General features: G+C 62.8%; 24 protein-coding genes. 15 read left to right on the top strand and 9 right to left on the bottom strand.

Annotated features, from left to right (window positions below; translation table 11 throughout):
• Positions 1–10 precede the first annotated feature (10 nt).
• From HCN50_RS18925 to HCN50_RS18905, 5 genes are all read left to right on the top strand, one after another.
• Positions 11–1,231, top strand: a complete 1,221-nt coding sequence (locus HCN50_RS18925) for an ABC transporter substrate-binding protein (RefSeq protein WP_171711162.1) — start codon at positions 11–13, stop codon at positions 1,229–1,231.
• Between the two features lie 70 nt (positions 1,232–1,301).
• Entirely contained in the window at positions 1,302–2,189 is an 888-nt protein-coding gene (locus tag HCN50_RS18920) for a branched-chain amino acid ABC transporter permease (RefSeq protein WP_171711161.1), read from the top strand.
• A 1-nt stretch (position 2,190) separates the two neighbouring features.
• Complete coding sequence (locus tag HCN50_RS18915; RefSeq protein ID WP_171711160.1) at positions 2,191–3,159, top strand: branched-chain amino acid ABC transporter permease; 969 nt, start codon at positions 2,191–2,193, stop codon at positions 3,157–3,159.
• Between the two features lie 150 nt (positions 3,160–3,309).
• Positions 3,310–3,954: a DUF47 domain-containing protein gene (locus HCN50_RS18910; protein WP_171711159.1), complete on the top strand. Its 645-nt coding sequence runs from the start codon at positions 3,310–3,312 to the stop codon at positions 3,952–3,954.
• A gap of 15 nt (positions 3,955–3,969) precedes the next feature.
• Complete coding sequence (locus HCN50_RS18905; protein ID WP_171711158.1) at positions 3,970–4,974, top strand: inorganic phosphate transporter; 1,005 nt, start codon at positions 3,970–3,972, stop codon at positions 4,972–4,974.
• Here HCN50_RS18905 and sugE read toward each other — a convergent pair.
• Positions 4,966–5,289, bottom strand: coding sequence for a quaternary ammonium compound efflux SMR transporter SugE (gene sugE, locus HCN50_RS18900; RefSeq protein WP_171711157.1), 324 nt, complete (start codon positions 5,287–5,289; stop codon positions 4,966–4,968). The two genes, HCN50_RS18905 and sugE, sit on opposite strands and share 9 nt — an antisense overlap.
• A 156-nt stretch (positions 5,290–5,445) precedes the next feature.
• Between sugE and HCN50_RS18895 the strand changes: the two genes are divergently transcribed.
• From HCN50_RS18895 to HCN50_RS18875, 5 genes are all read left to right on the top strand, one after another.
• Complete coding sequence (locus tag HCN50_RS18895) at positions 5,446–7,065, top strand: peptide chain release factor 3 (RefSeq protein ID WP_171711156.1); 1,620 nt, start codon at positions 5,446–5,448, stop codon at positions 7,063–7,065.
• 164 nt (positions 7,066–7,229) lie between these two features.
• On the top strand, positions 7,230–7,787 hold the full coding sequence (locus HCN50_RS18890; RefSeq protein ID WP_376700305.1) for a UCP034077 family protein: 558 nt from the start codon (positions 7,230–7,232) through the stop codon (positions 7,785–7,787).
• A 225-nt stretch (positions 7,788–8,012) separates the two neighbouring features.
• Complete coding sequence (locus tag HCN50_RS18885; RefSeq protein ID WP_171711154.1) at positions 8,013–8,597, top strand: NnrU family protein; 585 nt, start codon at positions 8,013–8,015, stop codon at positions 8,595–8,597.
• Between the two features lies 1 nt (position 8,598).
• A complete protein-coding gene (gene panB / locus HCN50_RS18880) occupies positions 8,599–9,420 on the top strand; it encodes a 3-methyl-2-oxobutanoate hydroxymethyltransferase (RefSeq protein WP_171711153.1) in 822 nt (273 codons plus the stop codon).
• 9 nt (positions 9,421–9,429) lie between these two features.
• Positions 9,430–11,025, top strand: a complete 1,596-nt coding sequence (locus HCN50_RS18875) for a class I adenylate-forming enzyme family protein (RefSeq protein WP_171711152.1) — start codon at positions 9,430–9,432, stop codon at positions 11,023–11,025.
• A 30-nt stretch (positions 11,026–11,055) separates the two neighbouring features.
• Here HCN50_RS18875 and HCN50_RS18870 read toward each other — a convergent pair whose 3' ends face one another.
• Positions 11,056–11,919: a hypothetical protein gene (locus tag HCN50_RS18870; protein ID WP_171711151.1), complete on the bottom strand. Its 864-nt coding sequence runs from the start codon at positions 11,917–11,919 to the stop codon at positions 11,056–11,058.
• A gap of 244 nt (positions 11,920–12,163) precedes the next feature.
• On the opposite strand from HCN50_RS18870, the gene HCN50_RS18865 reads away from it, so the two are divergent.
• Genes HCN50_RS18865 through HCN50_RS18850 form a run of 4 tightly spaced genes read left to right on the top strand, consistent with a single transcriptional unit; the run spans position 12,164 to position 16,066 of the window.
• On the top strand, positions 12,164–12,817 hold the full coding sequence (locus tag HCN50_RS18865) for a tetratricopeptide repeat protein (RefSeq protein WP_171711150.1): 654 nt from the start codon (positions 12,164–12,166) through the stop codon (positions 12,815–12,817).
• A 51-nt stretch (positions 12,818–12,868) separates the two neighbouring features.
• Positions 12,869–13,393, top strand: coding sequence for a hypothetical protein (locus tag HCN50_RS18860; RefSeq protein ID WP_171711149.1), 525 nt, complete (start codon positions 12,869–12,871; stop codon positions 13,391–13,393).
• 55 nt (positions 13,394–13,448) lie between these two features.
• Positions 13,449–14,828: a ribosome biogenesis GTPase Der gene (der, locus tag HCN50_RS18855; protein WP_171711148.1), complete on the top strand. Its 1,380-nt coding sequence runs from the start codon at positions 13,449–13,451 to the stop codon at positions 14,826–14,828.
• A complete protein-coding gene (locus tag HCN50_RS18850; RefSeq protein ID WP_171711147.1) occupies positions 14,825–16,066 on the top strand; it encodes a TCR/Tet family MFS transporter in 1,242 nt (413 codons plus the stop codon). Before der ends, HCN50_RS18850 begins: the two co-directional genes overlap by 4 nt.
• Positions 16,067–16,225: 159 nt before the next feature.
• On the opposite strand, the gene HCN50_RS18845 is transcribed toward HCN50_RS18850, so the two are convergent.
• The 6 genes from HCN50_RS18845 to radA all read right to left on the bottom strand — a co-directional run bounded on the left by HCN50_RS18845 (position 16,226) and on the right by radA (position 23,542).
• Entirely contained in the window at positions 16,226–17,452 is a 1,227-nt protein-coding gene (locus tag HCN50_RS18845; RefSeq protein ID WP_171711146.1) for an ABC transporter substrate-binding protein, read from the bottom strand.
• A gap of 90 nt (positions 17,453–17,542) precedes the next feature.
• Positions 17,543–18,610 carry an NHL repeat-containing protein gene (locus tag HCN50_RS18840; RefSeq protein WP_235977094.1) on the bottom strand — a complete coding sequence of 356 codons (1,068 nt, stop codon included), beginning with the start codon at positions 18,608–18,610 and terminating at the stop codon, positions 17,543–17,545.
• Between the two features lie 247 nt (positions 18,611–18,857).
• Positions 18,858–19,598 carry an SDR family NAD(P)-dependent oxidoreductase gene (locus HCN50_RS18835; RefSeq protein ID WP_171711144.1) on the bottom strand — a complete coding sequence of 247 codons (741 nt, stop codon included), beginning with the start codon at positions 19,596–19,598 and terminating at the stop codon, positions 18,858–18,860.
• Between the two features lie 134 nt (positions 19,599–19,732).
• A complete protein-coding gene (gene purF / locus HCN50_RS18830; protein WP_171711444.1) occupies positions 19,733–21,250 on the bottom strand; it encodes an amidophosphoribosyltransferase in 1,518 nt (505 codons plus the stop codon).
• Between the two features lie 33 nt (positions 21,251–21,283).
• Positions 21,284–21,913, bottom strand: a complete 630-nt coding sequence (locus tag HCN50_RS18825; RefSeq protein ID WP_171711143.1) for a CvpA family protein — start codon at positions 21,911–21,913, stop codon at positions 21,284–21,286.
• A gap of 165 nt (positions 21,914–22,078) precedes the next feature.
• Entirely contained in the window at positions 22,079–23,542 is a 1,464-nt protein-coding gene (gene radA, locus HCN50_RS18820; RefSeq protein WP_171711142.1) for a DNA repair protein RadA, read from the bottom strand.
• Positions 23,543–23,681: 139 nt separating this feature from the next.
• On the opposite strand from radA, the gene HCN50_RS18815 reads away from it, so the two are divergent.
• Entirely contained in the window at positions 23,682–24,578 is an 897-nt protein-coding gene (locus HCN50_RS18815; protein ID WP_171711141.1) for an alpha/beta fold hydrolase, read from the top strand.
• Between the two features lie 72 nt (positions 24,579–24,650).
• On the opposite strand, the gene HCN50_RS18810 is transcribed toward HCN50_RS18815, so the two are convergent.
• Positions 24,651–26,036: an adenylate/guanylate cyclase domain-containing protein gene (locus tag HCN50_RS18810; RefSeq protein ID WP_235977092.1), complete on the bottom strand. Its 1,386-nt coding sequence runs from the start codon at positions 26,034–26,036 to the stop codon at positions 24,651–24,653.
• Positions 26,037–26,201: the final 165 nt, after the last annotated feature.

The following is a 26,201-nucleotide window of genomic DNA, read 5'->3' as shown; positions in this document are numbered from 1 at the left end:
TGGAGATACTATGAAGCATCGGATTTCAGCTCTCTTCCTCGGCATTGCGCTGGCGCTCGCCGCAGGCGGTGGCGCCATGGCGCAGGACAAAACCATCAAGATCGGCGTGCTGACCGACAATTCCGGACTTTACTCCGACCTCGGCGGCGCGGGCTCCACGTTGGCCGCGCAGATGGCGGTCGAAGATTCCGGGCTCGCCGCCAAGGGTTGGAAGATCGACATTGTCTCGGCCGACCACCAGAACAAGCCGGACATCGGCACCACCATCGCGCGGCAGTGGATCGACGTCGAGAAGGTCGACATCTTCATGGACGTGTTGAACTCCGGCGTCGCGCTGGCGGTCAACAATGTGGTGAAGGAAAAGAACGCCGTCATGATCAATACCGGCGCGGCGACGTCGGATCTCACCAATGCGCAATGCTCGCCCAACACCATCCATTGGGTTTACGACACCTACATGCTCGCCAATTCGACCGGACAGGCGCTGGTGAAGGCCGGCGGCGACACCTGGTACTTCCTGACCGCGGACTATGCATTCGGCCACGCGCTGGAGCGCGATACCACGGCGGTCGTCGTGAAGTCGGGCGGCAAGGTGATCGGCGGCGTCAAGCATCCGCTGAATTCGTCGGATTTCTCATCCTTCCTGCTGCAGGCGCAGGCGTCCAAGGCCAAGATCATCGGCATGGCCAATGCCGGTGGCGACACCACGAACACGATCAAGCAGGCGTCGGAATTCGGCATCGTCGCCGGCGGCCAGAAGCTCGCCGGCCTTCTGCTGTTCATCACCGACGTGCATTCGCTCGGCCTGAAGGTGGCGCAGGGCCTAAACTTCACGGAGACCTTCTACTGGGATCTGAACGATGGCACCCGAGCCTTTTCGAAGCGCTTCTCCGAGCGCACAAAGAACAAGGCGATGCCGTCCATGGTGCAGGCCGGGGTCTATTCCGGTCTGATCCACTATTTCAAGACGCTTGAAGCGATGGGCGGCAATCCGCACGACGGCGCCAAGGTGGTGGCGAAGATGAAGGAGACGCCGACCGATGATGCGCTGTTCGGCAAGGGCACGATCCGTGCCGACGGCCGCAAGATTCATCCGGCCTACCTGTTCGAGGTCAAGAAGCCTGCCGAATCGAAGGGACCGTGGGACTATTACAAGCTGATCGGGACCACCCCCGGCGACCAGGCGTTCCGGCCGCTTTCGGAAAGCGCCTGCCCGCTGGTGAAGAAGTAAGAATAGCGGCCCGTCGGCATCGCGCCGGCGGGCCATCTTTCGCCCAACAACGAGATCGAGTGCCGAACCGATGCAAGCTCTCTACGCCCAGCTCCTGGTAGGACTGATCAACGGGTCGTTCTACGCGCTGCTCAGTCTCGGGCTGGCCGTGATCTTCGGCATGCTCAACATCATCAATTTCGCCCATGGCGCGCTCTACATGATGGGCGCCTTCTGCGCGTACTTTCTACTGAACCTGACCGGCATCGGCTACTGGTGGGCTCTGATCATCGCGCCGGTCGCGGTCGGCATTTTCGGCATGATCCTCGAGCGGACCATGCTGCAATGGCTGGCTGGTCTCGACCACCTCTACGGGCTGCTATTGACGTTCGGCATCGCCCTGATCGTGCAGGGCGTGTTCCAGAATTACTTCGGTTCGTCCGGCCTGCCGTACGCAATTCCTGATTATCCGGAGATCGGTGGGTTCCGCGGACTGCAGGGCGGCATGAACCTCGGGTTCATGTTCCTGCCGATCTATCGCGGCTGGGTCGTCGTCTTCTCGCTCGTGGTGTGCCTTGCTACCTGGTTCCTGATCGAAAAGACCCGGCTCGGCGCCTACCTGCGTGCCGCGACCGAGAACCCGACGCTGGTGCGCGCCTTCGGCATCAACGTGCCCAGAATGATCACGCTCACCTACGGGCTCGGCGTTGGCCTTGCGGCGCTGGCTGGCGTGCTGTCGGCGCCGATCAATCAGGTGCGGCCGCTGATGGGCGCGGATCTGATCATCGTCGTGTTCGCGGTGGTGGTGATCGGCGGCATGGGATCAATCATGGGATCGATCATCACCGGCTTTGCGCTCGGCGTGATCGAGGGACTGACAAAGTATTTCTATCCCGAAGCTTCCAACACCGTGGTGTTCGTCCTGATGGTGCTGGTGTTGCTGGTGAAACCCACGGGACTGACAGGACGGGCGGCCTGACATGAGTGCATTGACTGACGACACACTCCCCGTAACGCCGCGCGCGATGCGCGACGAAATGATGGTATTCGCCGCGATGGCGGTGCTGCTGGGCCTGGTGCCGCTTACGGGTATCTATCCGTTCTTCGTGATGCAGGCCCTGTGCTTTGCGTTGCTCGCCTGCGCTTTCAATCTCCTGATCGGATATGGCGGCCTCTTGTCGTTCGGTCACGCCATGTTCCTGGGAACGGCGGGCTATTGTTCGGCGCATGCGTTGAAGGTTTGGGGTCTGTCGCCCGAACTCGGAATTCTGGTCGGCGTCGCCGGCGCTGCCGCGCTGTCCGTCGTCACCGGCTTTATTTCCATTCGCCGGCAGGGCATCTATTTTTCGATGATTACGCTGGCGCTGTCGCAGCTTCTGTATTTCATCTATCTTCAGGCGCCTTTCACTCATGGCGAAGATGGCATCCAGGGCATTCCGCAAGGCTATCTGTTCGGGATCTTCAATCTCGCCAAGCCGACCGTGCTCTATTACGTCGTGCTCGCCGGCTTCCTCGGTGGCTTCCTGCTGATCTACCGCACCATCAACTCGCCATTCGGGGAGGTGTTGAAGTCGATCCGTGAGAACGAGCCGCGCGCCATTTCGCTGGGTTACAAGACCGACCAGTACAAGCTGGTTGCCTTCATCCTGTCCGGGACCATTGCGGGCTTTGCCGGTTCGCTGAAAGTATTCGTCGCGCAGAACGCCTCGCTCACCGACGTGCACTGGACGATGTCGGGCGAAATCGTGCTGATGACACTGGTCGGCGGCCTTGGGACCATCTTCGGCCCGGTGGTCGGCGCCTTCGTCATCATCGCCATGCAGCAATATCTTGCCGGGTTCGGCCAGTGGGTGACGGTGATTCAGGGCGTCATCTTCGTGGCCTGCGTGCTGACCTTCCGGCGCGGGATCATCGGCGAAATCGCGCATTATTTCCGTCGATCCCTGTAAAACGGCCGATTTTGGCGCAATTTCGGCCCCACAAAGCGGTGGATGACCCGGTTCCCCGGGTCCACCGTGGCGCGTTTTTCCCGCGAATGGTCTATGACAGTTTTGTGACGGGCTGCCCTGCGACCGTTTCTGAACGATGGAAAATACCCCATGCTTCGCTGGTTTCGTGCCTTTTTGCCCAAGGAGGAGCGGTTTTTTGACCTGTTTGCCCGGCATGCGCAGACAGTCGTGCAAGGGGCGTTGGCATTGCAGGACATGCTGCGCGGCGGCGAGGAGACGCCGGTATTCTGCCAGCGCGTCAACCAGTTCGAAAACGACGCCGATGGCATTACCCGCGAAGTACTGACCGCGGTCCGCCGCACTTTCATTACCCCGTTCGACCGCGGCGACATCAAGAACCTTATCACGGCGATGGACGACGCCATCGACCAGATGCAGCAGACCGCAAAGGCGGTCGTGTTGTTCGAGGTCCGGACGTTCGAGCCCCCGATGCGGGAAATCGCCACGCTCCTGGTCGAGTGCGCCAATCTCGTCAGCCGCGCGCTCCCGCTGATGCAGTCGATCGGCAACAACGTCGCGATGCTGAGCGCCATCACCGAGGAAATCGGAAAGCTGGAGGGCCGTATCGACGATCTCCACGACATCGGGTTGAAGGAACTGTTTCTCAAGCACCGCAACGGCAATTCGATGGACTTCGTCGTCGGTGCCGAGATCTACAAGCATCTCGAAAAAGTGTCCGACCGCTTCGACGACGTCGCCAACGAGATCAACTCGATCGTGATCGAACAGGTATAGGGCAGGGCCAATTCAGTGGATGCCACGCTTGGCCTACCGATTCTGATCTTCCTGATCGCGGTCGCACTGCTGTTCGATTTCCTCAACGGTTTGCACGACGCTGCCAATTCGATCGCAACGATCGTGTCGACCCGTGTGCTGCGGCCGCAATACGCGGTGATCTGGGCGGCCTTCTTCAATTTCATCGCCTTTCTGGTCTTTGGGCTGCATGTCGCCAATACGATCGGCAAGGGAATCATCGAGCCCGACGTCGTCGACGCCGCGGTCATCTTCGCGGCGCTGATCGGTGCCATCGTCTGGAACGTGATTACCTGGGGGCTCGGCATTCCGTCGTCGAGTTCGCACGCCTTGATCGGGGGACTGGTTGGCGCGGGCGTGGCCAAGGCCGGGATTTCCGCGGCGGTTTGGAGCGGCCTGTCAAAGACGTTGCTGGCGATTGTGCTGTCGCCGCTGGTCGGGTTCCTGCTGGCGCTGGTGCTGGTTGCCATCGTGTCCTGGCTGTCGGTGCGCTCGACACCGTTTGCGGTCGACCGCGCCTTCCGCATCCTGCAATTCGTCTCAGCCTCGCTCTATTCGCTCGGCCATGGCGGCAACGACGCGCAAAAGACCATGGGCATTATCGCGGTGCTGCTGTATTCGCAGGGCCACCTCGGGGCGGATTTCGCAATTCCGTTCTGGGTCGTGATCTCCTGCCAGGCTGCGATGGGACTAGGCACGCTGATGGGCGGCTGGCGAATCGTTCGCACCATGGGGCTGCGGATCACCAAATTGACGCCGATGCAGGGCTTCTGCGCGGAGACCGGCGGGGCGGCGACGCTGTTCATGGCGACGTATCTCGGGGTTCCGGTGTCCACGACCCACACCATTACCGGTTCGATCGTCGGCGTTGGCGCGGCGCGGCGGGTCTCGGCGGTGCGCTGGAACGTCGCGAGCTCGATCGTGTATGCCTGGGTGATCACCATCCCGGCATCGGCGTTCGTGGCGGCGCTGACCTATTGGGCCGTGTTGTTGCTACGCTGATCCCGTGACGAGCTTGAGTCCGACGATTCCGGCCACGATCAGTCCGATGCAGGCGAGGCGGGCGGCGGTTGCAGGTTCGCCGAACAGCGCGATGCCCAGGATTGCCGTTCCGACCGCGCCGATGCCGGTCCACACCGCGTAGGCGGTTCCGATGGGCAGCGCTCTCAAGGCAAGTCCGAGCAGGAGGATACTGCCTGCCATGCAGGCGAGCGTCAGGACGGAGGGAATAAACCGCGTGAAACCCTCGGTATATTTGAGACCGATCGCCCAGCCGACTTCCATAAGACCGGCCACGAACAACACGATCCAGGCCATGACAACCCTCCGAACGCCGGCAGGGTCGTCCCCGCGGATGAGCTGCAAAATTGGAAGGCCGTCCTTCCGTTACCGATATGGGACTGGCCGGCAGCCCTCGCAACCACCAAATGAGGCTTGATCAGCCCGGTTTTCCCTGCCAAACGCTCCAGCCTCATGTCCGACATTGCCGCTACAGCCGAATCGCCGTCCCGCTCGCCGCTTGCAGATGAAGTGGCGCGGCGGCGCACATTTGCGATCATCTCCCATCCGGACGCCGGCAAGACCACGCTGACCGAAAAGCTGCTGCTGTTCGGCGGCGCCATCAATCTGGCAGGGCAGGTCAAGGCCAAGGGCGAGCGGCGCAACACCCGCTCCGACTGGATGAAGATCGAGCGCGAGCGCGGCATTTCGGTCGTGACCTCGGTGATGACATTCGAGTTCCAGGACCTCGTCTTCAACCTCCTGGACACGCCCGGCCACGAAGACTTTTCCGAAGACACCTACCGCACGCTGACCGCGGTCGATTCCGCCGTCATGGTGATCGATGCCGCCAAGGGCATCGAAGCGCGGACACGAAAGCTGTTCGAAGTGTGCCGGCTGCGCGACATTCCGATCATCACCTTCATCAACAAGATGGACCGCGAGAGCCGCGATACGTTCGAACTGCTGGACGAGATCGAAAAGACGCTGGCGCTCGACACCACGCCGATAACCTGGCCGGTCGGCCGCGGCCGCGACTTCCTCGGCACCTATGACGTGGTCAATGGCGGCGTCCGCCTGCTCGAAGGCGGCGGTGCCAAGACCGGCGCGACCGAGCAGATCGATATCGCCGATCTCGCCGGCCGCAACGCCAATCTCGACGTCGCCGAGATCAAGGACGAGCTTGCGCTGGTCTCGGAAGCCTGCAAGCCGTTCGAGCTGGAGGCGTTTCGTGAGGGCCATTTGACGCCGGTCTATTTCGGCAGCGCGCTGCGCAATTTCGGCGTGGGCGACTTGCTGGAGGGGCTTGGCAAGTTTGCGCCGGCGCCGCGCGCGCAAGATTCGAACGTTCGCAAGGTCGAAGCAGCCGAGCCGCGCATGAGCGCCTTCGTTTTTAAGATCCAGGCCAATATGGATCCGAACCACCGCGACCGCATCGCGTTTGCGCGCCTGTGCTCGGGCAAGCTCAGCCGTGGCATGAAGGCGAAACTGGTGCGGACCGGCAAGAACATGTCGCTGTCGTCGCCGCAGTTCTTCTTTGCCCAGGACCGTTCGGTGGCAGATGAAGCCTTTGCCGGCGACGTCGTCGGCATTCCAAATCACGGCACGCTCCGGATCGGCGATACGCTGACGGAAGGCGAGGAGATCACCTTCGTCGGCGTGCCGAGTTTCGCGCCGGAAATCGTCCGCCGCGTCCGCCTCACCGACGCGATGAAGGCGAAGAAGCTGAAAGAGGCCCTGCAGCAGATGTCGGAAGAGGGCGTTGTGCAGGTATTCCGGCCGCGCGACGGTGCACCGGCGCTGGTCGGCGTCGTCGGTCCCCTGCAGCTCGATGTGCTGAAAGCGCGGCTGGACGCCGAATATTCGCTGCCGGTCGAGTTCGAGGTCTCGGAATTCCAGCTCGCGCGCTGGATTTCCTCCGACGACCGCAAGAAACTCGACGCCTTCATCGCCGCCAACAATTCCGGCATCGCCGACGATGTCGATGGCGACCCGGTCTTCATGGCCAAGAACGAGTTTTATCTCGGCTACACCAGGGAACGCGCCGAGGGCATCAACTTCTCCAACGTCAAGGACGTGAAGAAGAAGGCGTAAGGGCCGGGGCACGCTTGCGGCACGGTCTGCCGTGAACGCGGCGTTGTGAACGCCGCCCGTCTTGATACCGGCCAAAGCGCGCATCAGCTTAAATGGGTCGCCTATGAGGACCCAGCAGCATGTTCTGGCGCGCCTTCGTCTGCCTGATCGCCCTATTTGTCGGCATGAACGCCGCCGGCGCCCAGTCGCGGCGCCAGATCGATGCCACGCCGTTTTCCCATGCGCCCTGCAGCGTGCTCGACGGCCAGCCCTGCACGCCATCGTTCTGCAGCGTGTTCAATGACGGCCCATGTATTCCCGAGATCTATTATCCGTACGGCCAGAACCTGCAACTCACGATCGAAACCGTGCCGCCGCAGGATCAGGCCGCGAAATACCGCAAGCCAGACCATGATCTCGATACGATCGGCGATCTGTTTGCGGCATTGCGATCGTGCTGGTCGCCGCCGCCTTCCGACGTCGCGCGCGAGGGTATGCAGATGTCGGTTCGTTTCAGCTTCAAGCGCTCGGGCGAGATCATCGCCGCTCCGCGCGTGACCTATGCCACGGCCGGCGTTTCGGCCGATACCCGCGCAACCTATCTGAAAGCAGTCAATGCGTCGCTCGCGGCCTGCATGCCGCTCAAATTCACGGCAGGACTTGGCGGCGCGCTCGCCGGCCGGCCGATCGCGATCCGCTACGTCGACAACCGCGATTTGGGGAGGCAGGCCGGGAAGCCGTAAGCCGAGTAGTCCGCCATTGCCGGGCTTGACCGGCAATCGATCTTCTTCGCGTGAATCACGTCTGTCCGCTCGCACGGACCGTGGATACGCGGGTCAAGCCCGCGTATGACAGCCGAAATGTGGAGCGGCCTGAAGACTTGTCATGGACCTTGGCGCATTGCGCTCTGAGCCCCTAAAATGATAGGCGGATAGTCCGGAAAACCAGTCGCGTGAGGGGAGGACGTCATGGGACTGCTGATATTGATCCTGGGCCTGATCCTGTTCTTCGGCGTCCATACGCTCACCATCCAGCGCAAGCTGCGCGCACAGGTCATCGCCGCGACAGGCGAGGGGGGCTACAAGATCGGCTACACGCTGGCCTCGTTCGCAGGGCTTGCGCTGATCATCTGGGGCTTTGCCAACTATCGCGCGACTGGCTGGATCGATGTCTGGAGCCCGCCGGTCACGCTCAAGCACATCACGGTGGCGCTGATGTTGCCGGCGGTCATCCTGGTGGTCGCTTCCTACATCCGCGGCCGGATCTATACGACGCTGAAGCATCCGATGCTGGCGGGCATCAAGCTGTGGGCGGCGGCGCATCTGCTTGCCAACGGCGATCTCGGCTCGATCATCCTGTTCGGCTCGTTTCTCGCCTGGGCGGTCTATGACCGCATTTCACTGAAAACTCGCTCCGACGCCGGCGCGCCGCCGATACCCGTCGGGGGTCCCGGCAACGACCTGATCGCGGTTGCGGTCGGTCTCGTCGTCTATCTGGCGCTCGCCTTTGCGTTCCATCCGGTCGTGATCGGCGTGCCCGTGGTTGGAGCTTAGCATGTCGGTTCAATCTGCCGTCCGCCGCAAAACAGCGCCCGATATCCGCGCGCGCAAGAAGGGCGATCCGATCGTGATGCTGACGTCCTACCACGCGCATACCGCCGCGCTGGTGGACCGCCACTGCGACGTCATTCTGGTCGGCGATTCCCTCGGCAATGTCATGCATGGTTTCGAGACCACCGTGCCGGTGACGCTCGAGATGATGATCCTGCAGGGGCGAGCCGTAATGCGCGGCTCGAAGCAAGCCCTGGTCGTGGTCGATATGCCGTTCGGCTCCTATGAGGCCTCGAAGGAGCAGGCGTTTCATTCCGCGGTGCGGATATTGAAGGAAACCCATTGCGGCGCGGTAAAGCTCGAAGGCGGCGCGCGGATGGCGGAAACGATAGCGTTCCTGTCCGACCGCGGCGTGCCGGTCATGGGCCATATCGGACTGACGCCGCAATCGATCAATACGCTGGGCTCGTTTCGCGCGCAGGGACGCGACGAAGCCAGTTGGGATCCGATCCTGAAAGACGCCCAGGCGATCTCGGATGCCGGGGCCTTCTCGGTCGTAATCGAGGCGGTCGCCGAGCCGCTGGCGCGAAAGATCACGGAAACCATCGCGATTCCGACCATCGGCATTGGCGCCAGCGCCGCCTGCGACGGGCAGGTGCTGGTGCTCGAGGACATGCTGGGCCTGTCACCGCGGACGCCGAAATTCGTGCGCCGCTATGGCGATCTCGGTCCCGCGATCGAAGCGGCGATCAAAGGCTATGCCGACGATGTGCGCTCGCGGGCATTTCCTGGGCCCGAACACGTCTACGAGATGAAGAAGAGCTGACGAGGCGCGATGGACTGGTCGCAGCATTCCATTCCGGCGATGCGGCTCGAACCGCGCTTCGGTGATCGGATCGTGCCGGTCTTTTGCGAACGGCCAAAGAGCATCCCGGCGATGGTGGCCGACGCGGTGGCACGAAACGGCGATGGCGAGGCGCTGGTCTGCGGGACCACACGAATGACATGGCGGGAAGTCGCGCAGCAGTCGGCGAAAATCGCGGCGGGATTCCAGAAGCTCGGCCTGCAGCGCGGCGATCGCGTCGCGGTGCTGCTCGGCAACCGAACCGAGTTCGTGTTGACGATGCTGGGCGCGGCGCATGCCGGGCTGGTGACGGTGCTGCTATCGGTCCGCCAGCAAAAGCCCGAAATCGCCTACGTGCTGACCGACTGCGGCGCGAAGCTCCTGATCCACGAGGCCGCCTTGGCCGATCGCGTGCCCGATGCGGACGAGATTCCTGATCTGAGGCACCGCATCGCGGTCGACGACGATCCGCGGCTCTCGCGTTTTTCCGAGCTCGCGGAAAACGCGGCGTTGGGCGAACCGGTCGAGGTCGGCGAAGAGGACACTGCAATGATCCTCTACACGTCCGGCACCACGGGGCGGCCGAAAGGCGCAATGCTCGCGCATTGCACGATCATTCATTCGGCCATGGTGTTCGTATCATGCTTGAAGCTCACCGCCGCGGATCGCTCGATTGCCGCGGTACCGCTGGGGCATGTCACGGGCGTAGTTGCCAACGTCATGACCATGGTCCGTTGTGCCGGCACGCTGATCATCATGCCGGAGTTCAAGGCGGCGGAATATCTGAAGATGGCGGCGCGTGAGCGCGTCACCTACACCGTTATGGTGCCGGCGATGTATAATCTCTGCCTGCTGCAGCCGGATTTCGACAGCTATGACCTATCGAGCTGGCGGATCGGCGGGTTTGGTGGCGCGCCGATGCCGATCGCCACCATCGAAAGGCTGGACGCCAAGATTCCCGGCCTGAAGCTGATGAATTGCTACGGCGCGACCGAAACCACCTCGCCATCGACCATGATGCCGGGCGAATTGACCGCGAGCCATATCGACAGTGTCGGCTTGCCCTGTCCCGGCGCGCAGATCGTCGTGGTGGATGCCGAGGGCCGCGAGCTGCCGCGCGGCGAGATCGGTGAAATCTGGATTCACGGCGGATCGGTCATCAAGGGTTACTGGAACAATCCGAAGGCGACGGCGGAGAGTTTCACCGCCGGCTTCTGGCATTCCGGCGATCTCGGCTCGATCGACGACGAGAATTTCGTTCGCGTGTTCGATCGGCAGAAGGACATGATCAATCGCGGCGGACTGAAGATCTATTCCGCGGAGGTGGAGTCGGTGCTGGCCGGCCACCCCGACGTGGTCGAGAGCGCGATTATCGCCAAGCCATGCCCGGTACTGGGCGAGCGCGTACATGCGGTTGTTGTGACGCGCAATGCGGTTAGTGGCGAAGTGCTGCGCGCCTGGTGTGCCGAGCGGCTGTCCGACTACAAAGTGCCGGAAACCATGGATCTGCGGACGGACCCGTTGCCGCGTAACGCCAACGGCAAGGTGATGAAACGGCAACTCCGCGAGGCGTTGACGGCTGCTTGAGCGGCAGTGCGGGAGAGACCCGGGCCGCGGCTACAGTCTTGGCGCGCTGCCTTTGGGTGTCGATCCGTCGTTCGAGCCGGCGGCAAGCGCCGCACCGTCGATCGCGGCAGCGCTGACGAGTTGCTTGACATCCAGCAGGGTGAATTGCGCGATGCCCACGCGGTCGACCGACGTGCCAGGAACGAGTTGCACGCTCAAGACACCGTCGCAGTTCGCGCCCTTGGCTTCGGTGAGCATGGCGCTCGGCTCCTTGGCCTTGGCCTGCGCCCGCTTGACCACTGCCACACAACTGCCGCGGACGGTGTCGCCATTGAGCTTGACAGCGGCCCTCGGATCGAGCGGCTTGTCGATGGCTTCAAGCGCGGTCGCCTCCTTGTACTTGCCACCTACCGACATGATCGAGCCCTTGCGGTAGATGTAGTACAGATGCTGGTCGCCGACGATGGTCGGTACACCGTATTTGTCCATGATCTCCTTGATCATGTCCGCCTTCGACGGCTGCTGGTCGGGTGCGAAGGTCAGGTTGCGGGCGACGAAATAGGCGCGGTTGGCGCTGGCGGGCGAGGTGAAGCTGGTCGAGAGCGCCTCGCCGTTCTGCTTCGAACCGGCGGCGAGGCTGAAGTTCAACGCAGCGACGTAGCTGGTTCCGCCGTTGCCAAATTTCTGCTGCTGGATGTCGGTCTTGGTGTCGGTACGGCCCTTGAACAGCGAATCAAGGATGGCACGCGTGGATTCGGCGTTGGATTCGGTCGAAATACCCAAAATGTCGGGATGCAACTTGCCCGAGAATGCCGTCTCGGGCATCTTTGCCTTGATGTCGTCGGCTAGTGACACTGCAGGCAGCAGCGATGCCGCGCCCATGGCGAGCATTGAAACCAGCACAGGGCGAGGCATGAAACACCTGAAAAATCGGTAGGAGTCGACAATGGAAAGCGGGCGGATTACGCCAAGTTTTGAACCGCGATGTCAACATTCCCGGTCGATTTTCGCAGGCGGATCGGTGCCGCTGTTAACGCTTTGATCCAGCTCGCTTTGCCTTGCCACCGCCATATCGATAGGCTACGCCCCCGGCCATGCGGGGATCGGGTGTGCGATGCTGCCGCCGAGATTGCGGTTCCTCGGGATGGGATATCTTTAAGTGTCTGAATTATTTGATGAAGTAGACGAGGAAGTACGTCGCGAACAGCTCAAGAAGCTGTGGGATAAGTATTCGATCTACATCATCGCCGGCCTGATCTTGATCATTGCGGCGGTCGCCGGCTGGCGTGGCTACCAGTATCTGGAGGCCAAGAAGGCGGCTGAGGCGGGTGCTGCTTTCGACAAGGCTGTCGAGCTTTCGGAAGCCAACAAGCATGCCGAAGCCGAGGCGGCCTTCGCCGATCTCGTCGCGAAGGCGCCATTCGGATATCGCGTCCTGTCGCGGCTGCGCCTCGCGGCGGAGATCGCCAACCGCGACGCGCAGGCTGCGGCAAAGATGTTCGACGAGATCGCCGCGGATCGCAGCGTCGGCGTTGCTGAGCAGGATCTGGCGCGAATTCGCGCAGCCCAGTTGCTGTTGGAAAGCACCAGCTATCCGAGCATGAAAGAACGCCTCGAAGCCGCCACTGCGCCGGGCGCTACTTTCCGCCATACCGCCCGCGAATTGCTGGCGCTGTCGGCCTGGCGCGCCAATGATGCCGCGGCGACGCGGCAATGGCTGGACCTGATCGCCAATGACGGCGAAACGCCGCCGAGCCTGCGCTCACGTGCCGAAGCACTGCAGGCCCTGCTGCCGCCGGTCGCCAAAAGCTGAAACAAGAGCTGAAACGAGCTGATACCGGCATAGAACGAGTTGGAAACCAATATGCGCCGCCCGCAACGTTTGATCGCAACCGCCGTCCTTGTCGCGCTTTCGGGCGCGCTGGCAGGCTGTGGCAGCACGGGCAATTTCGATCCGTCCGATCTGCTCGACTTCCTCGACACCAAGAAGAAGCTGCCTGGTGAGCGCAAGCCGGTGTTCCCCGAAGGCGTGCCGGGCCTTGAGCAGGGCGTGCCGAAGGATCTCTACAGGGGCGCCCGTCAGGGTATTGACGACCCGAACGCGCAGGCGGCCGCTGCGGCGCCTCCGCCGGCGGAGGAGGCGAAATCGAAGCGTGGCGCGAAATCCAAGGGCAAGCAGGCCGCCGCGCCCGCTGCTGCGCCTGCGGACCCCGACGCCGCTCCCGAGGAGGAGGGCAGCACCGCCGCTGCGCCGCCGGCGCCCAAGCCGGCCAAGATCGCGCGCAAACGCACCACCGCGCCGCCGCCCGATCAATCGGCGGCGCCGGCGCAATCCTCGCAACAGTCGGCTTTCCCGGCCCCGATGCCCAGCGGCAGTTTCTCGCGCTGATTTGTTGTTTTCATTCGATTGACACGCCCTTCGAAAAAGGGCGTTTGGATCATTTATGTCCTTTACGATCGCCATCATCGGCCGGCCGAATGTCGGCAAGTCGACGCTGTTCAACCGGCTGGTCGGGCAGAAGCTCGCGCTGGTCGATGATGAACCTGGCGTGACCCGCGATCGCCGCGAGGGCCAGGCGCGTCTCGGCGATCTCGAATTTGCCGTGATCGATACCGCAGGGCTCGACGAGGGCGCCAAAGGTTCGCTGACCGCGCGGATGCAGGAGCAGACCGAAACCGCGATCGGTCTCGCCGACGCGCTGATGTTCGTGATCGACGCGCGCGCCGGGCTGACGCCGAACGATCGCGCGTTTGCCGATTTCGCGCGCCGCGCCAACAAGCCGGTCGTGCTGGTTGCCAACAAGAGCGAGGGCAAGCACGGCGAAATCGGCGCGATGGAATCCTACGCGCTGGGGCTTGGCGACCCCGTGCAGATTTCGGCCGAGCACGGTGAGGGCATGAGCGATCTCTACGACGCGCTCGCTGCACTGATGCCGGACCCGGCGGAGGAGGCCGAAGAAATCGACGACGATGCCCTATCGGATGAGGAGCTTGCGCAACGTCCGATCCGCGTCGCCATCGTCGGCCGGCCGAACGCGGGGAAATCGACGCTGATCAATCATCTGCTTGGCGAGGAGCGGCTTCTGACCAGCGCCGAGGCCGGCACCACGCGCGATTCCATTTCGGTAGAGATCACTTGGCAGGGCCGTGATTTCCGGGTGTTCGATACGGCTGGGCTCAGGCGGCGCTCACGGATCGAGGAGAAGCTGGAGAAGCTGTCGGTGGCGGATGCGCTGCGCGCGGTGCGCTTTGCCGAAGTCGTCGTGCTGACGATGGATGCGCAGAACCGGTTCGAGGAACAGGACCTGCGCATCGCCGACCTGATCGAGCGCGAGGGGCGCGCGATTGTGCTCGCGGTCAACAAATGGGATCTGATGGAGCGCAAGCCGCATCTGATGTCGGCGCTGCGCAGCGATGCCGATCACTGGCTGCCGCAGGTGAAGGGCGCTCCCATCGTCGCGGTGTCCGGGCTGATGGGCGAGGGCATCGACCGCCTGATGACCGCGATCCAGGACGCCTATGCAGTGTGGAACAAGCGCGTGCCGACGGCCGCGCTCAATCGCTGGTTCGAGCAGGCGGTCGACGCCAACCCACCGCCGGCGGTGTCGGGGCGCCGGCTGAAGCTGAACTACATCACGCAAACCAAGGGACGCCCGCCGAGCTTCGTGCTGTTCTGCTCGCGCGCCGACGCCGTGCCGCAATCCTATTTGCGCTATCTCACCAACAGCCTGCGCGAGGCTTTTGACCTGCCGGGGACGCCGATCCGGATCACGCTGCGCGAAAAGGCCAATCCGTTCGCCCACAAGCGCAAGCGGCCGTCATGAAAGAGCCAGCGTCCGCGGTTGTTGCCGACGACAAGCCGCCGGTGCGCAGCGGCGCGGCGGCGTTCATCTTTGTCACCATCCTGCTCGACATGCTCGCGCTCGGCCTGATCCTGCCGATCCTTCCCAAGCTCGTGGAAAGCTTTGTCGACAACGATACGGCCACAGCCGCGCGAATCTTCGGCCTGTTCGGCACGGCCTGGGCGCTGATGCAGTTCCTGTTCTCGCCGATCCTTGGCGCGCTGTCGGACCGCTTCGGCCGGCGGCCGGTCGTGCTGCTGTCGAATTTCGGCCTGGCGCTGGATTACATACTGATGGCACTGGCGCCGTCGCTGACGTGGTTGTTCATCGGCCGGGTGATCTCGGGCATTACCTCCGCGAGCATCTCCACAGCGTTTGCTTATATTGCCGACGTGACGCCGCCGGAACGGCGCGCTGCGGTGTTCGGCAAGATCGGCGCGGCCTTCGGCGCCGGCTTCATTCTAGGCCCCGCCGTCGGCGGGCTGCTCGGGGACATGGATCCGCGCCTGCCGTTCTGGATCGCGGCGGGCTTGAGCTTTGCGAACGCGCTCTACGGCTGGCTGATCCTGCCGGAGTCGCTGCCGCGGGAGCGGCGCGCACGGTTTCACTGGAAAAGTGCCAGCCCGATCGGCGCGCTGCACCTGTTACGCTCGAATCGGATTCTCGCGGGCCTATCGCTGGCGAATTTCTTTGGCCAAGTCGCGCATGTGGTGCTGCCGTCCACCTTCGTGCTCTACGCAACCTACCGCTATGGTTGGGATACGAAGACGGTCGGCCTCACGCTGGCTTTGGTCGGCATCTGCGCCATGGTGGTGCAGGGGGCCGGTGTCGGGCCGATCGTCAAACGGCTCGGCGAACGCCGGGCGCTGCTGCTTGGGCTGGCCTGCGGCGGCTTGGGATTCTTCATCTATGGCGCGGCGCCGACTGGACCTCTGTTCTGGATCGGCATTCCCGTGATGGCGCTATGGGGCGTGGCAGGCGCAGCGATCCAGGCGCTGACGACGCAGCTCGTGGCGCCGGATCAGCAGGGCCAGTTGCAGGGCGCGACCAATAGCGTCAACAGCATCGCGCAGATGGCGGGACCGTTTCTGTTTACGCTGACCTTTGCCTATTTCATCAGCGATCAGGCGCCGGTGAAAATGCCCGGCGCGCCGTTCCTGCTCGCGGCGGCGCTGCTGGGGCTCGCACTGGCGATTGCGTGGCGGACGTTGAAAAAGTAGGGTGGGTTAGATTAGCCGAAGGCGTAACCCACCGCTCGTTGTACTTCTGTCATTCCGGAGCGCGCGAAGCGCGAACTAGGTGCGCAATTGCGCACCTGAGAATCTCGAGATCCCGGACATGGTGCTAACGCACCATCCCGGGATGACGGCCTTCGGCCGTCACTTCTTCACCAGCGGGCACTCGCTGGCTTCGAGCGGCTTGGCGGCGTCTTCTGCCGAGATCGTGGCGATCTGCTTGTAATAGTCCCACGGTCCCTTCGACTCTTCCGGCTTCTTCACCTCGAACAGATAGGCCGGAATGAGACGGCGGCCGTCGGCGCGCAGCGGGCCCTTGCCGAACAGCGGATCGTCGGTCGGCAATTCCTTCATCTTGGCGACGACCTTGGCGCCATCATGCGGATTGCTGCCGATCGCTTCCATCGCCTTGAGATAATGCAGGATCTCCGCATAGAGGCCGGCCACGGTCATCGACGGCATCGAGCCCTTCGGCGAGAGCTTCTGGAAGCGCTTCGACCATTCGCGGGTCTTGTCGTTGAGATCCCAGTAGAAGGATTCGGTGAAGGTGAGGCCCTGCGCCGTCTTCAGACCGAGCGCATGCACGTCGTTGATGAAGAGCAGCAGCGCGGCGAGCTTCTGGCCGCCCTGGACGATGCCGAACTCGGACGCCTGCTTGATCGAGTTGGTGGTGTCGCCACCGGCGTTGGCAAGGCCGATGACCTTGGCCTTCGAGGATTGCGCCTGCAGCAGGAAGGAGGAGAAGTCCGAGGTGTTGAGCGGATGCCTGACCGCGCCCAAAACCTTGCCGCCGGTCTGGGTGACGACATTGCCGGTGTCACGCTCCAGCGCATGGCCAAACGCATAATCGGCGGTGAGGAAGAACCAGGTGTCGCCGCCGGCCCTGGTCAGCGCCTTGCCGGTGCCGTTGGCGAGCATGTAGGTGTCGTAGGTGAAGGAGATGGTGTTAGGATTGCAGGCTTTGCCGGTGAGGTCGGCGGTAGCGGCGCCCGAGTTGAGCAGCACCGAGTTCTTTTCCTTCACCAGATTGCTGACGGCGAGCGCAACGCCGGAGTTCGGCGTATCGGCGATCGCGTCTACCTTGTCGGCGTCGATCCATTGCCGTGCGATGTTGACGCCGATGTCGGGCTTGTTCTGGTGATCGCCGCTCAGCACCTCGATCGTCCAGCCCTTGGCCTTGAGGCCGGAATCCTCGACCGCCATCTTGACCGCCGCTACCGAATTGGGGCCGCCGATGTCAGCATAGAGGCTCGACATGTCGTTGAGCACGCCGATCTTGACGGTCTTGTCCTGGGCCAGTGCTGGCGTTGCGAGGCAGAGCGCGGCAAGTGCCACGGAGACGGCAAAGCGCCGCGCAATTCTGGTCGTCATGGTATTCCTCCTGAAATGGTTGTTCGCCGGCTCTCTTTTCGGAACCTGCCGGTCCTGCGATAGTCCTTCTCGCACGGCCGGGCAATCCATCTATCGTAGCGCGTCCGACGTCAGCTTGAACTTCTGGATCCGCTTACCGGTGTCGACCTCGGCGGTATAAACGTTCCCCGCGGCGTCCACCGCCATGGCGTGGACCCAGTGAAACTGCCCGGCTTGGCGGCCGCCGCGGCCAAAACTGCCGACTACGGTACCATCGTCCCGTTTCAACACCCGGATTTCGTTGTTCTCGCCGTCGGCGCTCAGCAGATAGGTCTGCTTCGGGTCGGGCCAGATCGCGATATCCCACACCGCACCGTTGCCACGCGTGTTCTTTTCGTAAAACCATTCCTTAACGAAGGTTCCATCTTTCCTGAACACCTGGATGCGGTTGTTGACGCGATCGCAGACGTAGAGCAACCCATCGTTGGCAAGCTTCACGCAATGCACGGGGTTAGCGAATTGCTGCGGAGCCGGTCCATTGGGATCATAGGCCGGTTGCTTGTCATCGTTTGGCGGCTTGCCATAGGCGCCCCAGTGCCGCTTGTAAGCGCCAGTCGTCGCGTCGAACACGATGATGCGGCGATTGCCGTAGCCGTCGGCGACGAAGATTTCGTTGGCCTCCTTGTCGATCGCGGTCTCGGCGGGCTTGCCGAGCTGTGTAGTATCGCCGGAGCCCTTGCTCGGCGCGATCTTGCCGATCTGCATCACGAACTTGCCGTCGAGGGTGAATTTCAGGATTGCATTGTCGTTGTCGGCATTGCCGCCGACCCACACAAAACCTTTCTCATCCAATTCGATGCCGTGTTCGCGGCCGACCCACTCGTACCCGTCGCCAGGTCCGCCCCACGAGCGCAAGAGATTTCCGTCGGTATCGAACTCGAGCACCGGCGGCGCCGGCACACAGCACTTCGAGCGGGGCGGGTTCAGCGTCGCGCCCTTTTCGTCGTCGGTCAGCGAACGTGGACGATGAATGATCCAGATGTGGCCTTGCGCATCGACGGTGATGCCGCCGACCTGGCCAAGGATCCAGTTGTTCGGCAGCGGCTTCGGCCAGGACGCATCGACGGCAAAGGTCGGGATGTCGCCGGCGCGTAACGGGACGACCGTCGCAATCAGCATTACGGCAGTGAAGCAGGTGGCAATGGCTTTGGAGAGATGTTGGCGGGCGCGATTACGCGGCGGCGGCGTCATGAGTGCCTCCCGATGGTTCTTATTGGCGGGTTGTCCCGCTTGGGAGCGCAGTCAATCGTGGGGAGGTCGGGGAGTCAACCAGTCGGCCGTCATTGCGGGCGCAGCGAAGCAATCCATTTTGCCGCTTGTTGAGACATGGATTGCTTCGTCGCTTTCGCTCCTCGCAATGACGCAATCACGCCGGCGGGCGAAAGCTCATCAGCGTGCGGGTCTGATAGTCGTAGAGCTTGCCGGTCTCGGTCCACTCCGGCGCACACATCGGCACGATGAATTCCGCTGCTTGCTCCGGCGTATCCAGCGCCATCGGGTCTTCGCCGGGAAAGACGCTGGCGCGCATGCGGGTGCGGATCGGGCCGGGGCTGAACAGGTTGACGCGCAGCTTCGTGCTCACGGTCTCGTTGGCCCAGGAGCGCACCAGCGCATCCAGTGCGGCCTTAGAGGCCGCGTAGGGGCCCTGATAGGCATTCGCCTTGCTGGCGGCGCCCGAAGTGACGAACACGGCGCGGCCGGCGTCGGACACCCGGAGCAGCGGGTCCATACAGCGGATGAGCTGGAAGTTCGCGGTGACGTTCACCGCGATGACGTCATTCCACGGCTTCAGCTCGATATGCCCGAGCGGCGAAGAGGGGCCGGCGACGCCGGCATTGCCGACGAGAATGTCGAGCTTGCCGTGACGCTCATGCAGCGCCGCGCCGAGCCGCGCGATGCCGTCGAAATCGGTGAGGTTGAGCGGCACCAGCGTGGCGCTGCCGCCGTCTTTGCGGATCTCGTCGTCGAGCTCCTCCAAGCCGCCCTGCGTGCGCGCGACGGCAACGATATGCGCGCCGGCACGGGCCAGTGCGCGGGCCGTGGCAAAGCCGATGCCGCGGGAAGCGCCGGTGACGAGCGCGATGCGAGAGGCGAGGGGTTTGGTCATGGATCTGGGCCTTCGTCATGCCCGGACTGGTTCCGGGCAATCCACGTCTTTGCGGCGGGTTTTACAGACGTGGATGGCCGGGACAAGCCCGGCCATGACGTAAATTACCAAACTAGTCGCCGCAAATGCGGCCGTCAGCTCGCCTCTGCCAGCAGCGACAATTGCCGGGGCTGCGGCTCAACCTGCGTCTGGTCGGTGAGGTGGGTCGGATAGGCGCCGGTGAAGCAGTGATCCGAGAATTTCGGGTTGGCGGGATCCCAGCCGGGTTCACCCATCGCACGGTACATGCCGTCGATCGACAGGAACGCCAGCGAATCCGCGCCGATGATGTCGCGCATCTCTTCCAGCGAATGGGTGGCCGCGAGCAGGCCGCCACGGTCCGGCAGATCGATGCCATAATAGTCGGGATAGAGGATCGGCGGCGAGGCGAGGCGGAAATGCACTTCGCGGGCACCGGCGTCGCGCATCATGCGCACGATCTTCTTTGACGTGGTACCGCGCACCAGCGAATCGTCGATCAGGATGATGCGCTTGCCTTCGATGGCGGCGCGGTTGGCCGAGTGCTTCATGCGCACGCCGAGTTCACGCACGCTCTGCGTCGGCTGGATGAAGGTGCGGCCGACATAATGGTTTCGGATAATGCCGAGTTCGAACGGCACGCCGGAATACTGGCTGTAACCGATCGCGGCAGGCACGCCGGAATCCGGCACCGGCACCACGACGTCGACCTCGACATGGCTTTCGCGCGCGAGCTGCGCACCGAACGCCTTTCTGACCTCATAGACCGAGCGGCCGCCCACAATGGAGTCCGGCCGTGAGAAGTAGATGTATTCGAAGATACAGGGCCGCGGCGGCCGCGGCGGGAACGGCTTGTGGCTGTGTGCGCCCTCTTCGTCGAACACCAGGATTTCTCCGGGGTCGACGTCGCGGACATATTTGGCGCCGATCATGTCGAGCGCGCAGGTTTCCGAGGTCAGGATCGGGTGGCCGTCGAGATCGCCGAGCACCAGCGGGCGGATCCCGAGCGGGTCACGCGCGCCGATCAGCTTCTTGTTGGTAAGCGCCACGAGCGAGTAGGCGCCTTCGAGCGCCTTCAGCGCCTCGATGAAGCGATCGACGAAGCGGGCGCGCCTGGACTGCGCGACCAGATGCAGGATCACTTCGGTATCCGTGGTCGACTGCATCATGGCGCCGCCCTTGACTAGTTCGCGGCGGAGCGTCAGTCCGTTGGTGAGATTGCCGTTATGGCCGACGGCGAAGCCGCCGGCATTGAGCTCGGCGAACAGCGGCTGCACGTTGCGCAGAATGGTGGCCCCGGTGGTGGAATAGCGGACATGTCCGACCGCCATGCTGCCGGGCAGGCGCTCGATCACCTCGCGGCGGGAGAAGGTATCGCCGACGAGACCGAGGCGGCGCTCGGAATGGAAGCGGCTGCCGTCAAAGGAAACAATGCCGGCGGCTTCCTGGCCGCGGTGCTGGAGGGCGTGTAGTCCGAGGGCTGTGATGGCGGCGGCCTCGGGATGGCCGAAAATGCCGAACACGCCGCATTCCTCGCGTAGCGTGTCGCCTTCGAGATCGTCCTGCAACTCGATGCCAAGATTTAAATCAAGGTTTAGATCGAGTTGGCCGGCGGGATCGGAAGGGTTTTGCATCGCGTCCATCGCCTCTCTATCTTTGGCCAGAATCTAGCGGCCCGCGGGCTTTTCGATCAGCTTTTTAAGGCTGTCGCGGGCAGGTTTACTGTAGCCATCGCCGGACGCAGGGGCTCCCTGGTCGGCGTCAGTTTGGTCGTCTTCCGGTTTATTCTTCTTGAATCTCTTTAAGATGGTGTTCTCGGGGTCGTCAGGCAAGAGCGACATTAACCAATCCCCGGTTCCCTGCAGAACGACGCGGGACTTCGCACCGGTGATCCAGTCCGGGCGCTGCTTGTCCGGGACCAGCCAACTGAAGAACAGGAACGCGACCACCACGATCAAAAGGCCGCGACCCAACCCAAACAGGAATCCAAGCGTGCGGTCCAGCGCGCCGATCCTGGAATCCAGGATCATGTCCGAAATCCGCACCGTGATAACGGAGACTATGATGAGGGTGCCGATGAAGGTGCCGGCCACGACCACCACGGCGGCGACCGTGTCGTTGTTGAAATAGGTCTTGGCGGTCGGCAGCAGCTTGGAAAAAGCATAGAGCGTCACCAGCGCCGCCGCGCCCCAGGCTGCGATCGAGAGGATTTCGCGCATGAAGCCGCGCACCATGGCGAGCAGCCCCGAGATCAGCATCACTCCGAGCAGGACGAGATCGAGTATCGTAATCGGCATCGGCTGGTCAGGTCCGCTCGTAAGTCCTTAAAGCAGCGAATCGGCGAGGCACGGCCACTCCAAGTGAGGGGCAGACGGCCGGTCCCGCAAGGCCGGATATCGTGCCATCCCGCCTGCCTTTCGCGCGCGTTGTATAGCGGCGAGGGCGCGGCACGTCACGCCGGTTTAGCCGTTTTCACGACGGAATCGTGCTGGTGTGGCATTTTTCTCCGCCGCACCCTCGCGATTGTTATCCCGGTTGTTTCTCGGGTTGCCGCGCGCAGCGATTTGGGCGACCAGGCTGGTCAGTCCGCCGATGCTGTTCAGCGCCAGACCGCCATCGCCTCCGACCTCGCCGCGGGCCGACTCGGGCAGAACGGCGCGGCCAAAGCCGAGCTTGGCGGCCTCTTTCAGCCGTGCCGAGGTCTGCGCCACCGGCCGGACCGCGCCCGACAGCGAAATCTCGCCGAAATAGACCGCATCTGTCGGTAACGGTGCGTTTACCAACGACGACACCAGGGCTGCGGCCGCCGCGAGGTCGGCCGCGGGCTCCTGGATCCGCAGGCCGCCGGCCACGTTCAGATAGACGTCGTAGCCGGATAATTTGACCCCGCAATGGGCCTCCAACACCGCCAGCACCATCGACAGCCGGCTCGGGTCCCAGCCAACGACGGCCCGCCTAGGGGTGCCGAGCGTGGTCGGCGCCACCAGCGCCTGCAACTCCACCAGAACGGGGCGGGTGCCCTCGATACCGGCAAACACGGCGGTGCCCGGGCTGCCCAGGTCACGTTCAGAAAGGAACAGCTCGGAAGGGTTGGAGACCTCGCGCAGGCCGAGGCCGGTCATCTCGAACACACCGATTTCATCGGTCGGGCCAAAGCGGTTCTTGACCGCGCGCAGGATACGGAACTGCTGCGAGCCTTCGCCTTCGAATGACAGCACCGCGTCGACCATGTGCTCGACCACGCGGGGACCGGCGATCTGGCCGTCTTTGGTGACATGCCCGACCAGAATGATTGCAGCTCCCGATTTCTTGGCAAAACGGATCAGCGCCTGCGCGGAGGCGCGGACCTGCGTCACCGTTCCCGGTGCCGATTCCACCGTGTCGGTCCACATGGTCTGGATCGAATCGATCACGATCAGGCGCGGCACCGCGCCCTGCGACAGCGTCGAAACGATATCCTCGACCGATGTTTCGGCGGCGAGCTGCACCGGCGCATCTGCCAGGCCCAGCCGCTCGGCGCGCAGTCGCACCTGTGCCACCGCTTCCTCGCCCGAAATATAGACGGCGCGATGTCCGGCCCGGGCCAGTATGCTGGTGGCCTGCGTCAGCAGCGTCGATTTGCCGATGCCGGGATCGCCGCCGACCAGAAGCACCGAGCCACGGACAAAGCCACCGCCGGTCACGCGGTCGAGCTCGGTCATGCCGGAGGGCAGGCGGGGCGCGTCATTGCTCTTGCCGGTCAGGGATTCCAGCGCAAACGTCCTGCCCTTGCGGCGGGAGCGGACCGAGAGCGGCATTGACGTTGCGCCGGTCGTGTCCTCCTCGCTCAGCGTGTTCCATTCGTCGCAGGAATCGCACTTGCCCTGCCAGCGGTTATACGCCGCGCCGCAGTTCTGACAGACGAAGGAAAGGGTGGATCTGGCCATGGAGGAAGTGAGTCGCGATTGAGGTTTGATCCTCATCCATAGCATGGAATGATCAGGGGCAAGCATGTACCATCCACTTGGTGGTTCTGGCCCGGATCAAAGTTGCCAATATTGCCGACGTGCAAAACAGGAGAATGCGATGCTCCGTCCCAGCCTTTGTTTCATCGCCGCGCTGCTAGTTTTCGCCAACGCTCCAACGAGCCGAGCAAACGAAGTGAAGCGCGCTTCCGTCAACGGCACTGAGCTCGTATATGTCGAAGTTGGCCAGGGTGAGCCAGTCATATTTGTCCACGGCGGGCTGCAGGATTATCGGATGTGGCTGGCGCACCTCCCGAAATTTGCGGATCGCTATCGCGCCATCGCGTACAGCCGCCGCAACAACTTCCCAAACGAAGTAAGTCCTGATGGAATGCCGGACGGGGCTGCAGACGCGCATGGCGAAGATCTGGCCGCCTTGCTGCGGGCCTTGGGCTTGTCAAAAGTGCGCATCGTTGCGCACTCGTCGGGCGCACACGCCGCGCTATTCTTTGCAGCCGCGCACCCTGAAATGATTATCAGCCTTGCCTTGAACGAACCGCCTGCCGCCGGCATCCTGGTCGGCGTTCCGGATGCTGCCGAGATGCTGAAAGCCTGGGCCGCTGGTATTGCTCCGGCGAGGGAGGCCCTGAAGGCTGGCGACACGAAAACCGGCATCCCACTATTCGTAAACACTGTCGGAGGACAGGGGGCTTATGAGCGTCGCTCCGATGCCGACAAGAAAATGAATTTGGACAATGTGGCGTCGTACCAAGCGGATACTACGACGAAGCGTCCGAGGCCGGTTTTCACGTGCGACATGGCCAAGGGGATCAATGCGCCAACGCTTTTGTCTAATGGCGAGCGAAGTCCTGCGTTCTTTCATCGGATCATAGACCAGCTGGAAGTTTGCCTGCCTAATCGCGAGAGGATCGTCATCAATGGAAGCTCCCACACGGTGCCCTCCGAGAATCCTGACGCCTATGACCGCGCTGTAGTTGCGTTTTTCGCTAAGCATTAGTCAACCGATCACGCTCACGGAACGATGCGCCTGAGGTTCAATCTCAGAGCGCGGCCAATTCGTCTCATTCAGCTAGGGAAACGTCCAGATGTCCAGCGGTTGCTCGAGACCACGAATAATCCGGGCCGGCTGCTCGACGAAAGGCGCGAAGTCGGCGCTCGAACTGCTGGATTCCGCGCGGGCCTGCCGCACCAATACGTCGCTGACGACGATGGCGCATCCGAATTCGCGGGTCAGCGCCTCGAGGCGGCTCGCCGCATTTACGGTGGTGCCGATCACAGCGAATTCGAGCCGGTTAAGGCCGATATCGCCCAGCACGACCTGACCATAGTGCAAACCGACGCTGACCTGGATCGGCGGCTCGTTGCGGTGCTTCCGTTCCCTGTTCAACTCGGCGATTGAAGCGACCATTTCGCGCGCGCAGCGCAAGGCGTTCAGCGCGTCACAATCGCCGGCGAACGGCGTGCCGAACGTCGCCATCAGGCCATCGCCGAGGTACTTGTCGAGCGTCCCGCCGTGCCGGAACACTTCTCTTTCCATTCGCTCATGGAATTGTCGCAGCGTATCGATGACCTGTTTCGGATCTCGTCCGTCGGCGTAGGCGGTGAATCCCACGATGTCGGCAAACAACACCGCGACGTCTTGCGTGCGAACCCGCGTGAGCGGCTCGTCATTGCCGGACAATTCATTGACGACGTTGGGGGAGAAATAGCGCGCCAGGTTGGCGCGCTCGCGCTCGATCCCGGCGTGGCTGATCAGGAGCGCATTCGAACGGCGTACCGCCAGCGCCAGGATCGCGGCCACGATGATGAACACGGTGACCTGCTGGAAGCGGGCGCCGAAACCGATCGACGAGGGATCGAGGATCTCGAACATGCGAATGTCGGCGCCGATGGCTTCCTTGACGCGCGCCGACAGCGCGGCGTGGCTTTCGGGCTGCAGGTACGCCCAACCGACGGCTACGGCCCACAGCGCCGACGTCCATAGGCCCATCGCGAATACTGTGCGCCACGAATAGGCAAGGGTGGCGGTCGAAAGGAAAATGAAGAAGTAGATGAAACTGTCGAACCGGAATTGCATTCCGATTGGCCAGTGAACATCGCTCCATGGATTGGGTACCACGCTGAGGAAGGTTAGTAGCGCAAGATCGCAAATGATCAGGAAAACCTCGAGCGGCGAGCGGCCGACCTTGCCGACCTTGAGCTGGGCCCAGCCGATCAGGGCAAAGAAGCCGAGCATCAGGACGTAGTAGATCACGTCCCAGTTCGGGTTGATGATCGGAAGCGTAACGGCAGTGACGGCCAGCGCGACCCAGCGGGCGCGGACGGCGAGCAGCAAGCCTTCACGTTTGCTGTCGACAAGCGCGGCTTCCGCGAATTTCAGCGTGTCTTGCCGGGCGTCGGTTCGTCCGGTTCGCTGGTCACCTAGATAGGGGACATCAGCCGCTTCTGCGACCATGCTCAAGACACATTCTCCCATGCCGAGAATCAGGCCGTGCAACTTGCGCGGCCCCGTCGATCAGGATGGCACGTCTGAGGAAGTTCGGCCACCGATCGACGGCGTCATATCTGACGAACGCTGCGGCAGTGAGGCTGTCGAGCAAATTTGAGTATCAGTTTCCGG

This window comes from Bradyrhizobium archetypum, from assembly GCF_013114835.1.
Taxonomy (GTDB): domain Bacteria; phylum Pseudomonadota; class Alphaproteobacteria; order Rhizobiales; family Xanthobacteraceae; genus Bradyrhizobium; species Bradyrhizobium archetypum.
This window is presented reverse-complemented; position numbering and strand designations above follow the sequence as displayed.